This is a genomic window from Serratia sp. T13T92 (assembly GCF_047530105.1).
GTDB lineage: Bacteria > Pseudomonadota > Gammaproteobacteria > Enterobacterales > Enterobacteriaceae > Chania > Chania fonticola.
Window position 1 is genome coordinate 733,497 of the sequence record NZ_JBLJAK010000001.1, and the last position, 15,051, is coordinate 748,547.

Here is a 15,051-nt window from a genome sequence, read left to right on the forward strand (position 1 = left end):
AGCTAACACCTGTATTTCGCCAACTTATAACCCAGGGTGCGCGGCGTGATCCCCAGGCTGTCGGCGATGCGGTTTTTGTCATTGCCGTATAGACGCTGGCGCTGCGTCAGTACCGCGGCTTCAAACGCCTCCACCGCGCTAGACAGGTCATCTATCTTGCTGTAATCGCGTGATAGCTCTGGCGAGGTGGAAACGTCGGAGGTGCTCAGCGAGATCATCAGCTCATCCAGCTGTTTTTCACGCACCTTGAACATCGACCGCAACTGGACCAACTGCGATCGCAGATGCTCCACCTCTTGCAGTTTGTTGAGGCGGTGCTGAAAAATCTGGCAATAGATAGAGAACATGCCCCGGCTGTCCACAAATCGATCGATATCCTCGGCAAACACCGCAATCACCCCGCAGGCCCGCCCCTGAAAATCAAACAGCGGTACGCCATACATGCTGCAACCGTTGGGCAACGCCTCAATAAAGCCGCGAAAGCCGTCATCTTCGATGCGCACCCCGCGATTGAGCGCGTACCAGACTTCGGGCGCGCCATTACGCAGCACCCGTACCAACGGGTGGTTGGTGTCTTCGATATCGGCTTCCAACTTCACCGTGGCACGCCGGTTGGCATCAGACAGGCGGAGACATTCCAACTGCCCCTCGCTGGCGTTGAACATCGCCACCATCAAGCCGTCGAACCCGTGACGGTGGTGATCCAGCGTCAAGAAGCCATGGACCAAATGCTCGACCGAATCGTTTTCCAGCAGCGCCAGTAAGCATTTCAGCCGTTGCCTCATAGCGCCTCCTCGACCTGTGCGGTAAACGCATTTCCCTCCGTGGCGATGCGGATATGGCTAATCGCCGTACCTGCCGCCATTTTTTGCAACAGCAGTAGGGAAACCGGCGGCAACAACGCCCCGTCGATAATCGACTCCAGCATGCGCGCCCCGTTCTCGGCACGGGTGGCGCGCAGCAGGATCTCTTCGATCACCTCAGGCTCTATCACCACTTCGGCGTTGAAGCGTTGGCGCAGCAGGTTATCCAGGCGTTTGAGTTTGCCGTGAATGATGGTTTGCAGCGTATCCTTGCCCAGCGGCAGGTAAGGCACTACTTCCATACGCGCCAAGAGAGCCGGTTTGAAGAAGGCCGCCAGTTCGGGGTACAGCAATTCACCCAGCAGTTCCGGCTGTTCGGCGTGATCGACAATGGTCTGATAGCCCAGGTTGGAGGTCAGGAAGAACACCACGTTCTTGCAGTCGATGATGCGGCCTTCGCCGTCGGCCAGTTCACCCTTGTCGAACGCCTGATAGAACAGGTTGAGCACATCGGGATGGGCTTTTTCGACTTCGTCGAGCAGCACCACCGAATAGGGTTTCTGGCGGATGGCTTCAGTCAGCACGCCACCTTCGCCATAGCCCACATAGCCCGGCGGTGAACCGATCAGGCGCGAAACGGTGTGCTTCTCCTGGAACTCGGACATGTTGATGGTGGTGAGATAGTGGCGCCCGCCGTACAACAGCTCGGAGATCTGCAATACGGTCTCGGTTTTACCGACGCCGCTTGGCCCCACCAGCAGGAAAGCACCCATTGGGCGGCCCGGACGGCGCAAATCGGCCCTGGCGGTCAGCAGATGCTGATGCAGGCAGTGGATCGCGGTTTCCTGGCCTTTGATCTGTTCGCCAAGATACGTGGGCAGCTCGGTAACCACCGACAGTTCGCTCTGCGACAGGCGGTTTAACGGCACGCCGGTCCACTCGGCGATCACCGCCGCGATCTGATGTTTATCCACGTGTGGAGAAACGAGGGTTTGGTGCTGTTGCAGTTGTTCCAACTCGGCACCCAGCGCCGCCAGATTGATGGCCTGCTCTTCCGTGGCATTCTCTTCCTGCGTCAGCAGCTCTGCCCGCAGGGCGATGATCTGCTGCACCAACTGCTGCTGGGTCTGCCAACTGGCATTCAGGTCCGCCAGTTGCTGTTCGATCTCAGCGCGCTGTAGTTGCAACACCGATAAACGCTCATCCGGCTGGCTCAGGTTGAGGCGCTGCTCACGCTCCAACATCTGGATTTCCATCGCCTGTTGGTGCAGCTGTGTTTTCAGTGCCGACACCTGGCGCGGTGCCGAAGTCAGGTTGATCGCCACCCGCGCGGCGGCGGTATCGAGCACGTCGATGGCCTTGTCCGGCAATTGGCGGCCAGAGAGATAGCGATCGCTGAGCACCGCCGACGCCTGTAGAGCCTCGTCGTCGATCAGCACGCCATGCGCCTTTTCATAGATGGTGCGCAAGCCGCGCATGATCACCGTAGCCTCTTCAGCACTCGGCTCAGAGACTTTCACCAGTTGGAAACGGCGCGACAGCGCGGCGTCTTTCTCAAAATACTTTTTGTATTCGCTCCAGGTGGTGGCGGCGATGGTTTTCAGCTCACCGCGCGCCAATGCTGGCTTCAGCAGGTTAGAGATATCCAGCCCACCCTGCTGATTGCCCGCGCCGATCAGCGTATGGGCTTCATCAATAAACAGGATGATCGGCGTGGCCGACTGGGCTACTTCCGCCATGATCCCCTTGAAGCGCTTTTCGAACTCGCCTTTTACCGCTGCACCGGCCTGCAACGCGCCAAGATCCAGCGTCATCAGTTCGCTATTGCACAGCTTTTCTGGCACCTGGCCGTCCACGATGCGTAGCGCCAGGCCTTCGATCAGGGCACTTTTACCCACGCCAGCCTCACCCACCACGATCGGGTTGTTCTTGCGGCGGCGGCACAGGATATCGATCATCAGGTCGATTTCTTCATCGCGGCACAGCACCGGATCCAACGTCCCTTTACGGGCCTGCTCGGTCATGTTGCTGGCATAGCGCGCCAGCAGGCTTTCACCATTGACGGCTGCGGCGGTTTTCTCGCCCGCTTTCGCTACCCGAGGGGCTTCTGCGGAATCGGCGGTCCAGTCAGCAAAGTTCTGGCGCAGCAGTTCGCGGTTCACCGGGGATAACAACCGGCTGGCCGCCGGGGTGAGATAACGCATAGGGCTCAGCAGTAGGGTTAACAACATCACCCCGCCGCGCAGTTGGCTGTGATCCATCTCGGCCGACGCCAATAACCAACTGTCCTGCAGCCACTCCACCAACAAAGGCGAGAAGCTGGGATAAGCCTGAGTGACCGACTGATAGCCGGAAATACGTTGATCGAGCGACTCACGCAATGCGTCAGTGTCCACGCCAGCATGATTAAGGATCACCCTGACGTCGCTTAAGGGACTGGCGACCATCTGCATTAATACCTGCGAGACCGTCACTTCCGCCTCCTGCAGGCTGACGCAGTGTGCCGCCGCGGCCTCCAGGGCATGGCGGGCGATGGGATTAAGGCGGTTTACCAGCGTGGGCAAGTCAATTTGAATCATCTGTGCTTCCTAGCTCAATAAATTGTTTAGCTGCTGCAAAATATCCTGAGTCTGTCCATGTAACTGGATGGCATAGAACAGGTAAATCACCGTCAACAGGCCTAAGCCACCCCATAGCAGATGCCTGATGGTCAACCGTTTACTCAGGTAATAACGCCCGCCGGTGCGGCTTTGTTTCTGGTGCAAGACGGTCGCAGGCGCTTCACCGCGCAGCTGTTGCAGTTGGTGATGCAGCCGACGGAACAGCCGTTCAAAGTCATCGCTGTTTTGCAATGTCACCTTGTAGCGGCCGCGATAACCCAGGCAGAAACACAGGTAAATGAACTCCAGCAGATCCTGATAACGTTTAGGTTCGCCCATCAGGCGTTCCAGCAGGACGTACACCTTCTCGCCGCCCCAGGTTTCGTTATGGAAATGCACCAGCAAGGACTGCTGCAACCAGCCGTTTTGCGTATTCCAACCGTGCCCCAACGCCGTCTCATCGATAAAGGTACAAAGCACGTAGCGGAACGAGACGATCGCCCCTGGCTCGTAGCCTTTGGTTTGCAGGAACTGCTCAATAGCGCGGATATCCGTCACCACCTGCTGATAAAGCTGGTCTGGCAGCGGCTGGTTTTCCATGTCCTTCAAGCGCAGCACCATGCCGAGTAACGGCGTGGCGGCGTCCACCATCGCATTCAGGCTCTCGCCGCGCAGCGGGAGCTGATATTGCCGATACGAAGTGACGGTTTCCGTTTCGGGCAGCGCTGGGTTATCCGTGACGGCATGCATTTTCATTAGCTGCTCCTAATCGCCCAGAACTGCATATCCAGTTCTGGGAAGTCACCCGAAACGTGGAAGGCAATCGCGTTGCTTTGCAGGACCTCTTTCCAGGTCGGGCTTTGTCGATCCAACATGAAGTAGGTATAACCGGAATGGTAAGGCAGCTGACGCGGGGCGGCAGAGAGCGCCACCAGCGGTACACCAGGCAGTTGCAGGCTAACCAGCTCACGGATTTTCTCCAGCGAGGTGATCTTGGTTTGCTGCACGAATTGACGCCGCAGCTGTTCCTGTGGGATCTGCGCCCGGACGGCCAGCACAAAGTCGGCGCTGCGCAACAGATCGCTATCGTTGATCGTCCCCACACGAATGCCGTTAGGCTGTGGATGCAGCTGTACCGAGATGGCACGCGGTGTCAGCACGGTGCTGAGCGTTTGGCGCATCGCCAGGAACAGCGGCTGGAAGCAGTCGGTCAGGTTGTCATGGTTATAAACGATGAAGCTGCCTGCCAGACGCGATTCGTCGGTAAAGGTGCGCAACTCGCCGCAGGTTTGCACCAGGTGGCTATAAAAATCCTGTGGGTGCAGCACCGCCTGATGAGACAGGTGGGTGAATAGAGGCTGCATGCGGTTAAACACCTGCAGCATCATGAATTCGGCCACGTCGGCAATCCCCTGCTGGCCCGGCGAACCGATACGTTTGGCCAGCAACCGGGCGCGCTCCACCAAGGTGCCCTCCACTTCATCCATAAAGTCTTTCAACTGTACGGAGGCGTGTAGGGTGGTGCAGGTAGGAATAAATTCTTCATCCAGGATCAGCGAGCCATCTGGGTGCTTCTCTTTGATACGGCAAACCGGCAGCACGGAATAGGCGCTGAGATCTTCGGAGCCCTGCATCAAACGCGGTGCCAACTGGGCCAGTAGTAATTGGCTGACATCGCCGCCGTCGGTGTGCAAATCGCGCACGTCATCGGTATGTTCGGCGTAGCGGATCGCCCCAGGCAGTTGGCTGTGCGGGCTGGCAACCTCATTGATGGTGTCGTTGAGCATCGGCAACGCCAGATAGATATCGCGGCTGGCGGCATCGTTGCAGTTCAGTACGTCCAGCGGCTTGGGCGAGCAATCCTGGTAAGGAATATCAAACACCGTGCCATCGGCCATGCTGCCGCTGGCATTGGTCAAGCCGATACGCCCCAGCTTGAGCAGTTCCTGATTGATCTGCAGCGAGTGGAAGCCATAGGTGTAATTGGTCAGCGCGGTGATGCGGCGCTGCAGCTGATAATCGTTATGTCTTTGTTGCTGTTGAAAGTGTTGTGGCTTAATGAACAGGCCTTCGCGCCAAATCACCCGATTCTTGGTCGGCATGGTTATTCTTCCTCTTTCCTTAAGTCGATTTCATCCGCTTTAACGTGGATCAGCACGCCATAGTTATGACCAACATCTTTGATCTTGATGATTTTTTTCCATTCAGCGCGATCAACGTCGGCATAGTAGGCAATCACCCCCAGATAGTGGGTCTTCTCTTCCAGCTCAATGGCGGGTAACGGTTTATATTGGCTCGGCAGCAGGGTGTATTCCTGGTGGTCGATGTAGTTCTTACTGAGCGTTTTCTTCAGTATTTCCGTGTCGAGCTGGTCGTAGTCGGCCGCCAGCAGTTTGGAGTCATCGCTCAGGTACACCACCGCAATCTCGGTCGGCGCGGCCTCGCCTTTCTCATTGGGGTTGATATTCGCGTCCGCCAACAGCGTTAACCGCAGCGTAGAAGGCTGCTCGGTAACGCGCTCCGGCTTCTTGTTTTTCCATATCGTGCATCCTGACAGCATCAGCACCAGGCATAGCGCAGTCGTCAGAAAGTATCCTCTGCCACCTTTCATCGTTCGCTGTCCTTCATCCCCTGGCGCAGCGCCTGGTCGTAAGCCTGTTCATACACTTCGCCAAACAGCTTTTCGAAGCCCTGCTGGCGGCTGGAGGCCAATTCCTGGTAGTAGTTTTTGTACATTTCCCAGGCCCAGGCGGAGTCTTGTTCCTGACGCTCGTTGCTGCGCATGTAATGGCTAAAGCGCGTCAGCAGTCGCTCTGGGGAGAAGGCTTCCAGCATGGTGTTCAACGCCTGAGCAATCGCCTGTTGGTTGGCCTGATGGTGCAAACGCAGGTTATGCAGGCTCTCGGCCACCGCCGCCGGGGCGGAAAGGTGGACCGGGCTTTTTTGATCGGCAAACAGCAGGCTGAGCGTGGTGTCGTAATCCATATTCAGGCGCAGCGGGTTATCTTCGATTGGCCGCAGATGTTTGTCCCGCAGGCCGTGTTGGCTGCGCTGCAAGGCCAATAACCCTTCAATAGCGGCCCTGAGCGTTTTGCCGGCTTCTTCGAGGAAGTCATTGGCCTCCTGGCTGTTGCGGATTGGCAGTTGCGCGCCAAAACCCCGCATCAGCGGCGTGATCGCTACGTGCTGCTGTTCCATCTTGCTGTCTGACGGTGCCTGCTGGCCGGAAAGAAAACTGCTGATTTGCGGCAGATCGATAAACTCCTGATCCATGGCACTGTCCTTGGTGATATCAGAAAGTGGAGAAGAGAACAGCGGATCGCGGTAACGATCCTGTTGTAATGATTGATCGGCACCGGTGAGGGCGCTCAAAGGTTCGTGCATCGTCAGGCTTTCGGTTTCCAATACCCGCAGCGGGTCGTGGCTGAAACCGTTAGCGACCGTGGCGGCCAGGCGGTTGTCCTGCTCATGGTGGGAAGGCTGCGCATTGCCCCCTTCCATCATCGCTTCCAGCGGGTTGCTGTAGCTGGAGACCAGCGATTCCGGCGAAACCATCAGCGGATCGATCATATCGGCGTTCGAGCGGCTGATATGGCTCTTGATGGCCAGATTGCCCACGCTGATCTCGTCACCTTGCTGGATGCGCACCAAACCGGAGTTTGCCGTCAGCATCGACTGGTTAATACTCACCGCACCGTTGAGCACCCGCAGGCAAAAGGACCCATCGCGCCATTCAATGGCAAACTGTGAAGGGCTGATATTGCCGCCCTGATCTTGAATAGACCAATGATGGCTGCCGTCACTGCCAACCACCCCACCCTGTGCATTAAACAGGCTGCTGGCCGGTTTGCCACTTTCCAATCTGTCGCTATTGACGACTCGCAATGATAGCGTCGGTTGCTGTTTATCCATGATCTCTCTTCCTGAATCTTGATTGTCATTCCATAACGCTAATGGTTACGTGGGGCTGTTGCTCGGGTTCCCCGAGGAAGCTGGTCCAGCCCAGCAGGTTATTTTGTTCTGTTCCCAGGATCATGCCGCCCACCTGCTGCTCTGCCAGACCCAGGCGTAAATCCCACGAAAACTGGTCGCGCATAATGAAGGCCACAAACATCTCTAACGGCTCGTAATTCTCCCCGTTAGGTAAAAATGACAAGAACTGTTCACGCGTCAGTTGGTTGAGGCACAACTGATATTTGCCGCTGCGATCCGCCACCTGCGATCCCAGCGAGAAATTGACGCCCAGCACCGATTTCCCCTGGTATTTCTGGCCGCTGACCTTCACCCTGCCGCCCAGGCGATTCTGCTGCTCCGGGGCGATTTTGACCTTGCGCAACTGCCAACTTTGCAGCGTCACATCCGCCAGGTTGAAACAGTGCGCCACCAGGCTGCAAATCACTTCCGGGGCACGCCCAGGGCTGGCCAGCAAGCCGGCATAGGCCAGCATTTTGCCGTGGTGGATGCGCAGTTTTTTGCGGATCGCCTCGTTACTTAATCCCACTAACGCAAACATGCGCTGCGAGACATCATCGTTACCGCCCTCGTCAAAGCAGATGTAGTAGCGGTATTTGCGCCAAATCTGATGCAGCAGCGTTAACAGCCGGTGGTTGAACACGTTGAGAAAATCCGTCAGGCGGTTTTCATTCTGGGCATCTTCCCAGGCCAACGAGTCCAGGTAATAACCGGGCAACGGCGACTGGCTGCCATGAAGCCCAAGGAAAGAGACTTCCAGCTCAAACTGGCCGCGAGCGGAAGTCTCCAACGCGATCACGTCACGGGTTGGAAAAGCCAGGCTGGCGGTCGATTTAAAGCGGATGGCCTCATCGGCTGGCCTGGCTGAACCCGGGGATTTTTGCCACGCTACCGCCATTTGGTTGAGCAGCTCGACCAATTGGTAAAAGTTATAACGTGACACATCCAGCACTGGCTCAGGCGGTACGCCTTCACCCGCGCTTACATCAATGCATGTTGACCCGTCTGTACCGGCCATTGGTAACATTCCTGATTATCAAGATTGATGACTTTCAAAAGGTGGAACGAGTTGACGCTGGCATACAGGGAGAAGAAGCGTGCCAACACCGTACCAAACAGGTAGAGCTCACCTTCAGAACCAAAAGCGCTTTGCTCCAGCCAGAGGGTGGTTTGCAGACCTCTGACCGGTAAACCACGGAACAACCTGTCGATCGGCTGGGTTTCGATACGCGAAATCGCGTCCAGTTTTTTTTGCGACGACCGAGCGGATTGCCGGTTGTGTACGCTGGGAAAATCATAGGTCTGCAGGATCTGTTTTAACGAATCCTTGTCCAATAATGACATGTAGTTCAATGACATATTTGACAGCAAAGACCATTGCAGGCTGCCATCCAACACCGGATACAGCGGTACCGAAGGCCGGGTTATATTACGGAAGGTGGCAAATGACGGGCCTGCTTGCGTCCGTTGGCAGATATCACCCACGCGTAGCGCCAGCGGTAATTCGCGGTTGGTACAGGTCATGCTGACCGACACGTTTTCTTGAGACAGGGCCACCTGCGTCTCATCACTGCGCACAAAGGAGATGTAATGCTCAAAGCCCTTGCGGAACAGCGAGTTTTTCACCCGCAGACGGTAATAGAGCATGCTGCGCTCCTGCGCAGGTTCCACCTGATGATGGAAACTTTCGAACGCCGGGTAGCTTCTGGCCTGCCCCCGCCCGCTGCCCTTGGGATCTTTGCTTAACCAGCTCTCCACGCGATCGATCGAGAAAATCTCGTAGCGCTCAGGATGATGGTAGCTGGCACACAGCGGATATTCGGTTTGTGTGCCATCCAGGGCTATCGCCTCGCTGTCGCGTTTGAACAGGTTCACCGCAGGGGTGCAGTTCAGGCGCAGGGTGGTTGGCCGTATCTTGACCTCAGGAGGCAATGGCTGGGAGAAATGCAGATTGAGGGTGAATTCGCTGGCTTTCAGATGCGCGGGGAAATCCACCACGCCAGCCACGTCAAAGAACAGGAAGCCTTCCGGGAAACAGAAATACTCCTGCAGGATACGGTAGCCGACATAGGCGTTTTTCGGATAAGGCAACAGTGCATCTTCACGCTCAAAGCCCACCGGGTTGAAATCGAAGTCCGGCATCGGAATGGTGATGCCGTTGACCACCAGCTCGGCCCGTTCGAAATAGTGGCTGATCCAGAAATAGAGCTGGGTGCTGGTGTAACCGTCCTCACCCAGATAGAAACGCAGTTTATCGAGCCGCATTTCCTGCACATTCAACTCTGCCTTGGCGCCGAAGTGAATGCTCAATATCCCCTGTTCGTTGCTGTTGTTGACGGCGATATCCTGGATGCCCATAGGGAACAGCCAGACATCCCGGCACAGCGTGAAGCTGCACTGAGGTCCGTGTGTTTCGCTGTCGTTTTGCAACGCGCCACGTTCCGCCCTTTGCGCAATCGGGACGCTCTCGATCTGGCTACCGCGCTCGATCAACGTCGCTTCAGTGAGTGCACTGCTGTTCGGCGTGTATTCGACGATGGTCATGCTGGGCACTGGCCGCAAATAGTTCGGCCACAGCATATTCAGCAGGCCGTGCGTCAACTCCGGGAACTGGTCGTCGATCTTTTCGCGCAGGTTGCCGGTCAGAAAGGCGAAGCCTTCCAACAGGCGCTCAACGTCCGGATCGGAACCCTGTTCGGATAAAAAGGCAGCAAGATGCGGCCGTTCGATTGCGGCATCACGCCCTAACTGCCGGAGGTAATCCAGCTCATCCCTGAAGTACTTTTCGAACGACATTATGCTTCCTGGTTTAGGCAGTAACGGCGGTTGCTGTCCAATTGGATATTGAACTCAACCACATCGCCGATATTGTCGAAATCAACTTGAGCACTGATATGGAAACTCAATAACAGTGGGTCCCCCTGATCCACCAGGGATTGAACGGCAACCTCGGAAATTCTTGGCTCGTAGCGCTCAATACACTCCTTGATGGCCTGCTCAATACTCTTACGGAAATCAGACGTGGTTGCCGTGGCATCATTGAGATCAATAACCCCCAGGCCTGCAGCACTTTGGCAGGCTCCGGGGCGCGAATTGAGGACTTCGTTCAAATGCTGCTTGATTGAGATTAATAGCTCTTGAACACGGCTATGTGAGGAAGGGCCTAAGCCCTTCCCCTGGATACGCTCAAACAAGCTGGCAGAACTTCCTCGCTCCCAATTAAGAAGCGCAGCCATTGCCTGTTATTCCTTATCCAAACGACCAACCAGCGAGAGCTCGAAACTGGCTCCCATGTATTTGAAGTGTGGACGCACCTGCATCGCCACCTGGTACCAGCCCGGATCCCCTTCGACATCCAGCACCTGGATCTGAGCAGAGCGCAGAGGGCGGCGGCTGCGGACATCGGTCGGTGGGTTTTCCTGATCGGCAATGTATTGCTTGAGCCAGATGTTCAGCTCACGCTCCAGATCCTGACGCTCTTTCCACGAACCAATCTGCTCACGCTGCAGCACTTTGATGTAGTGAGCCAGACGGTTGATGATGAACATGTACGGCAGTTGGGTACCCAACTTGTAGTTGGTTTCCGCCATCCGCCCTTCATGGGTATTCGGGAATACCTTCGGCTTTTGCACTGAGTTGGCCGAGAAGAAGGCCGCGTTGTCGGTGCCTTTGCGCATGGTCAGGGTAATAAAGCCCTCTTCCGCCAGTTCAAATTCACGACGATCGGTGATCAGCACTTCGGTCGGGATCTTGGCCTGTACCTGGCCCATCGCCTCATAGAGGTGAACCGGCAGGTTGTGCACCGCACCACCGCTTTGTGGCCCGATGATGTTCGGACACCAGCGATACTTGGCAAAGCTGTCTGTCAGGCAGGCGGCCAGCAGAAATGCAGTATTGCCCCACAGGAAGTGTTCGTGATCCTTGCTGACGTCTTCGTAGTAGTTGAAATTCTTGATCGGATTCTCAACGGTGGAATACGGCAAACGCAGCAGGAAACGTGGCGTGGTCAGGCCCAGATAACGGGAGTCTTCCGACTCGCGCAGCGCACGCCATTTGGTGTGTGCTGGCCCTTCGAACACCGACTTCATGTCTTTGATAGCAGGCAGTTCGGTAAAGCTGTTGATACCAAAGAAGTCCGGCGCAACGCTGGAAAGGAACGGCGCATGTGCCATGGCCCCAACGGCACTGACGTATTGCAACAGCTTCATATCCGGGGTGCTGTTGCTGAACGCATAGTTACCGATGATGGCTGCGGTAGGTTCGCCGCCAAACTGGCCGTAACCGGATGAGTACACGTGCTTGTAGAAACCAGACTGGATAATTTCCGGCGAGAACTCAAAATCTTCCAGCAGCTCTTCTTTGGTCGCATGCATGATGTTGATTTTGATGTTTTCACGGAAATCGGTGCGATCCACCAGCAGCTTCAGTGAACGCCAGGAGGATTCGATTTCGCGGAATTCTTTGGCGTGCAGAATTTCGTCCATCTGGGCACTGAGCTTTTTATCCAGCTCAATGATCATTCTGTCGACCAACAGCTTGTTGATCGGCTCTTCGTTGGTACCAGTGTCCAGAATGCTGCTGATAAATGCAGCAACGCCCTGTTTAGCGACGTCATAGCCATCATTGCCCGGCATCATGCGGGTCTGAGACATGATTTCGTCAAGCAGGAAAGTGGTACTGGTAGGCTCGGCAGCTAAAACCGCATTTTCTTCATGTAAAGACATACGTAAAATTCCCTCTTTCCGTCTCAATTATTTCTGATTAAGAATGTCCAATTCCTTTAGCAACTGCTCACGCATTTCTTCATTGCCCAGGAGATCTTGCAGACGAGAACGGAAGGCAGGAATGTTGCCCAGAGGCCCTTTCAGGGCAACCAGCGCTTCCCGCAGTTCCAGAATTTTTTTCAGTTCGGGGACGTTTTTCGCCACGTTGTCCGGTGAGAAATCGTCGAGAGAATTGATCGCCAATGTGACCGGCATCTCTTCTTTCCCCTCACCTTCCAGGTGATTGGGTACAGTGAACGAAAGGTTGATATTGGCTTCGTTCATCACCGCGTTGAAGTTGTTCTTGCTGACGGAAACGACCTGACGTTCTTCAATCGGGGTGTCTTCACGAACCCCCTTGAGATCGCCAACCACCATCAGGTTCAGTGGCAGTTCGATTTCAGTGGTTTGATCGCCCGTGTTAGGAACATACTTGATGTTGATCCTTTCCTTGGGGGCAACACTGCTTTGATTATTCTTACTCATCACTCGTCCTTTTAGTCACAATAAGGGAATACCAGCTAATGTTTGTTGAATGAGCACCGGAAAATGACATTCAGATATCATCCATGCTAATAGAGTCATCGCCATCTATTCAGATAGTAAATCTATCACCGTAAACCTAAATACCTTCCTCCTATGCCGTTCCGAAGTCTGCGAATAATCCGGTTTTACGCGCAAAGGTGGGAATCCTCCTATATTTCACGAGACTCTGAGAATTATCCCAAATAATGATAAAACCCCGAACATGGGATTGCTGCCCACGGCAAAAACTGGACATTTCCTGCATTAGCATAGCTTCACTGAATGTATCGTCCCCGATCTGACCGGTAAAAGTCCATAAATTTTTCTTTACTAAGCGTCCTAATAATTTATCGCCTGGCGAGAACAACTTTCGGCTTATGATCATAAAAAATAATTTCATTTAAATTAATTAAACCATAAAAAACAGCAAGTTAAAAAACAACATAATTACCAAGGTTATAGTGACATCACCAATCATAATCACCATCAATACTTTATCCAGCATAAAACACCAATAATGCAAATATTATAATCATTTATACCATTAACGATACCAATAAACCTTGCAAATTTGTGAGTGGCTTGGCACTAGGGAAAGACCTGATTATAGTAATGGCCGAAGTGAGAAGTGGGGCAAGTAACATTCGTGGTCGATTATTATCGGCGAGGGGTGTGACTAGCATTGAGTTATTACTAAGCTTATCTAACAAGGATCTTTAAGATGCCAACTCCAGCTTATATCTCTATCACAGGGAAAACCCAGGGTAATATTACCGCCAGCGCATTTACCGCTGAATCTGTCGGTAACATCTTTGTTCAAGGCCACGAAGACCAGATGCTGGTTCAGGAATTTGAACATATCGTTACCGTACCAACCGATCCGCAGTCTGGCCAGCCATCAGGGCAGCGTGCACATAAGCCATTCCGCTTCACCGTGGCTTATAACAAAGCTGTTCCATTGCTGTATAACGCATTGGCCTCTGGCGAAATGCTGCCAACGGTTGAATTGAAATGGTACCGCACCTCGATCGAAGGTAAACAAGAGCACTTCTTTACCACCAAACTGGAAGATGCCACCATCATCGATATCGACTGCAAAATGCCACACTGCCAGGATCCAACCAAGGCTGAGTTCACTCAGTTGGTTCGCGTTTCACTGGCATACCGTAAAATCACTTGGGAACACACCACTGCCGGGACTTCTGGTTCTGACGACTGGCGTGCCCCAATCGAAGCCTAAGGCTAGCCTTAGCTTCGCCCAAGCAGCCAATCGAGAGATTGGCTGTTTTTATTTCCACGTACCAAGCTCCCTACCTCATCTCAGCTTGATGGCCAACGGCTAACCGCCAATCAGCTTGCCTCTGACAATGACTTTACCCGGTTTAATATCGTGATCGACGGCCCGGCGGATAGCCAAACCTAACGCCTGCCAGGCGATTTCATGCAGATCGTGGGAAATGCAGGGGAAATTAAAACCGTAAATCGCCGCATTGGAAACTTCATCAATACCGAACAGCGAGACGTCTTTCATCAGCGCCAGGCGATGATCGACACAGGATTTGATGATGCCCAACGAGATCTGATTATTGCAGCCGACAAAATAGTCAGGCGGCGGTTGGCGATCGAGATACTCGTTGGTCACGCGCAGGGCTGCATCCATATAAAAATCCGCATGGATAATCTCCAGGCTCGCCACCTTGCCTTGCAGCGCGGCAATCAGCCCGGTAACCCGCTCTTTGGCCACGTTGGAATCCTCTGGCCCGGAAACCACCACCACCTTTTGGCTGTTCTGTTCCAGCAGATAACGCCCAGCCTGTAAACCGCAGTCCAGATTGTCGATATACACGCCGCTGCAAAACGCTCCATCCAGTTCCCGATCGACCAGCACCACCGGGATGCCGAGCCTTTCCAGGTTTTTCAGGTAGCCGGGCGTGTAGTTTCGGTCCGATGAGATCACCGATAAAATGATGGCGTCCACGTTGTAGCCAATCAGCTTATCGATAATGCGGTTTTCATTCTCCTGCGACTCATAAGAGTCAAACACCAGCGTATCGTAGCCCGCTTTCTGCGCCTCCAGCGTCATCAGCCGGGTGAGCGCGCCAAAAAACGGGTTGGCCATATCAGGGTTGACGATGCCGATCGTTTTGCTTGCTTTAGCCCGCAGATTGCGTGCGGCCGTGTTCATCACATACCCCAGACTCTCCGCCGTCTTGAGGATGCGATCGAGCGTATCGGGGTGGACTTTATCCGGCTGGGAGAACGCGCGGGATACGGTAATTTTGCTGACATTTGCAAGCGCTGCGACGCTCTCTAGCGTCGCTTTCAGTGGTCGATCGGCCGCCAAGTGTAACTCCTGGTTGGAACATATCATTTTGTACCATGGCAAGG

The 15,051-nt window shown here is 54.4% G+C and carries 13 protein-coding genes; 1 reads left to right on the plus strand and 12 read right to left on the minus strand.

What is annotated here, in order from left to right; all coding sequences use genetic code 11:
* Positions 1-2: 2 nt before the first annotated feature.
* From ACMV5I_RS03390 to tssB, 11 genes are read right to left on the minus strand one after another with little or no spacing between them, the layout of a single operon-like run.
* Entirely contained in the window at positions 3-785 is a 783-nt protein-coding gene (locus ACMV5I_RS03390; protein WP_037413088.1) for a helix-turn-helix domain-containing protein, read from the minus strand.
* Positions 782-3,382, minus strand: coding sequence for a type VI secretion system ATPase TssH (gene tssH, locus ACMV5I_RS03395; RefSeq protein ID WP_202810705.1), 2,601 nt, complete (start codon positions 3,380-3,382; stop codon positions 782-784). The genes ACMV5I_RS03390 and tssH overlap by 4 nt, the downstream gene beginning before the upstream one ends.
* A gap of 9 nt (positions 3,383-3,391) precedes the next feature.
* A complete protein-coding gene (gene icmH / locus ACMV5I_RS03400) occupies positions 3,392-4,159 on the minus strand; it encodes a type IVB secretion system protein IcmH/DotU (protein WP_414823679.1) in 768 nt (255 codons plus the stop codon).
* Entirely contained in the window at positions 4,159-5,505 is a 1,347-nt protein-coding gene (tssK, locus tag ACMV5I_RS03405; RefSeq protein ID WP_024529707.1) for a type VI secretion system baseplate subunit TssK, read from the minus strand. The genes icmH and tssK overlap by 1 nt, the downstream gene beginning before the upstream one ends.
* Before the next feature lie 2 nt (positions 5,506-5,507).
* Complete coding sequence (gene tssJ, locus ACMV5I_RS03410) at positions 5,508-6,014, minus strand: type VI secretion system lipoprotein TssJ (RefSeq protein ID WP_024486773.1); 507 nt, start codon at positions 6,012-6,014, stop codon at positions 5,508-5,510.
* Positions 6,011-7,315, minus strand: a complete 1,305-nt coding sequence (gene tagH / locus ACMV5I_RS03415) for a type VI secretion system-associated FHA domain protein TagH (protein WP_121606509.1) — start codon at positions 7,313-7,315, stop codon at positions 6,011-6,013. The genes tssJ and tagH overlap by 4 nt, the downstream gene beginning before the upstream one ends.
* A gap of 25 nt (positions 7,316-7,340) precedes the next feature.
* Positions 7,341-8,393 carry a type VI secretion system baseplate subunit TssG gene (gene tssG, locus ACMV5I_RS03420; RefSeq protein ID WP_024529704.1) on the minus strand — a complete coding sequence of 351 codons (1,053 nt, stop codon included), beginning with the start codon at positions 8,391-8,393 and terminating at the stop codon, positions 7,341-7,343.
* On the minus strand, positions 8,357-10,171 hold the full coding sequence (gene tssF / locus ACMV5I_RS03425) for a type VI secretion system baseplate subunit TssF (RefSeq protein WP_046808159.1): 1,815 nt from the start codon (positions 10,169-10,171) through the stop codon (positions 8,357-8,359). The genes tssG and tssF overlap by 37 nt, the downstream gene beginning before the upstream one ends.
* Positions 10,171-10,611 carry a type VI secretion system baseplate subunit TssE gene (tssE, locus tag ACMV5I_RS03430; RefSeq protein ID WP_021178403.1) on the minus strand — a complete coding sequence of 147 codons (441 nt, stop codon included), beginning with the start codon at positions 10,609-10,611 and terminating at the stop codon, positions 10,171-10,173. The genes tssF and tssE overlap by 1 nt, the downstream gene beginning before the upstream one ends.
* 6 nt (positions 10,612-10,617) lie before the next feature.
* The gene (gene tssC / locus ACMV5I_RS03435; RefSeq protein ID WP_021804827.1) at positions 10,618-12,099 is read right to left on the minus strand and encodes a type VI secretion system contractile sheath large subunit; all 1,482 of its coding nucleotides are present in this window, start codon (positions 12,097-12,099) and stop codon (positions 10,618-10,620) included.
* Positions 12,100-12,126: 27 nt separating this feature from the next.
* The gene (tssB, locus tag ACMV5I_RS03440) at positions 12,127-12,624 is read right to left on the minus strand and encodes a type VI secretion system contractile sheath small subunit (RefSeq protein WP_024529701.1); all 498 of its coding nucleotides are present in this window, start codon (positions 12,622-12,624) and stop codon (positions 12,127-12,129) included.
* A 760-nt stretch (positions 12,625-13,384) separates the two neighbouring features.
* On the opposite strand from tssB, the gene ACMV5I_RS03445 reads away from it, so the two are divergent.
* A complete protein-coding gene (locus ACMV5I_RS03445) occupies positions 13,385-13,903 on the plus strand; it encodes an Hcp family type VI secretion system effector (RefSeq protein WP_021178406.1) in 519 nt (172 codons plus the stop codon).
* 99 nt (positions 13,904-14,002) lie between these two features.
* On the opposite strand, the gene ACMV5I_RS03450 is transcribed toward ACMV5I_RS03445, so the two are convergent.
* Positions 14,003-15,007 (minus strand): LacI family DNA-binding transcriptional regulator, encoded by a 1,005-nt coding sequence (locus tag ACMV5I_RS03450; protein WP_074031864.1) that lies wholly within the window; start codon positions 15,005-15,007, stop codon positions 14,003-14,005.
* Positions 15,008-15,051: the final 44 nt, after the last annotated feature.

Excerpts from the sequence above, each read along its gene's own strand:
- ACMV5I_RS03390 (WP_037413088.1), bottom strand. The coding sequence starts at position 785 with ATGAGGCAACGGCTGAAATGCTTACTGGCGCTGCTGGAAAACGATTCG.
- tssH (WP_202810705.1), bottom strand. The coding sequence starts at position 3,382 with ATGATTCAAATTGACTTGCCCACGCTGGTAAACCGCCTTAATCCCATC.
- icmH (WP_414823679.1), bottom strand. The coding sequence starts at position 4,159 with ATGAAAATGCATGCCGTCACGGATAACCCAGCGCTGCCCGAAACGGAA.
- tssK (WP_024529707.1), bottom strand. The coding sequence starts at position 5,505 with ATGCCGACCAAGAATCGGGTGATTTGGCGCGAAGGCCTGTTCATTAAG.
- tssJ (WP_024486773.1), bottom strand. The coding sequence starts at position 6,014 with ATGAAAGGTGGCAGAGGATACTTTCTGACGACTGCGCTATGCCTGGTG.
- tagH (WP_121606509.1), bottom strand. The coding sequence starts at position 7,315 with ATGGATAAACAGCAACCGACGCTATCATTGCGAGTCGTCAATAGCGAC.
- tssG (WP_024529704.1), bottom strand. The coding sequence starts at position 8,393 with ATGGCCGGTACAGACGGGTCAACATGCATTGATGTAAGCGCGGGTGAA.
- tssF (WP_046808159.1), bottom strand. The coding sequence starts at position 10,171 with ATGTCGTTCGAAAAGTACTTCAGGGATGAGCTGGATTACCTCCGGCAG.
- tssE (WP_021178403.1), bottom strand. The coding sequence starts at position 10,611 with ATGGCTGCGCTTCTTAATTGGGAGCGAGGAAGTTCTGCCAGCTTGTTT.
- tssC (WP_021804827.1), bottom strand. The coding sequence starts at position 12,099 with ATGTCTTTACATGAAGAAAATGCGGTTTTAGCTGCCGAGCCTACCAGT.
- tssB (WP_024529701.1), bottom strand. The coding sequence starts at position 12,624 with ATGAGTAAGAATAATCAAAGCAGTGTTGCCCCCAAGGAAAGGATCAAC.
- ACMV5I_RS03445 (WP_021178406.1), top strand. The coding sequence starts at position 13,385 with ATGCCAACTCCAGCTTATATCTCTATCACAGGGAAAACCCAGGGTAAT.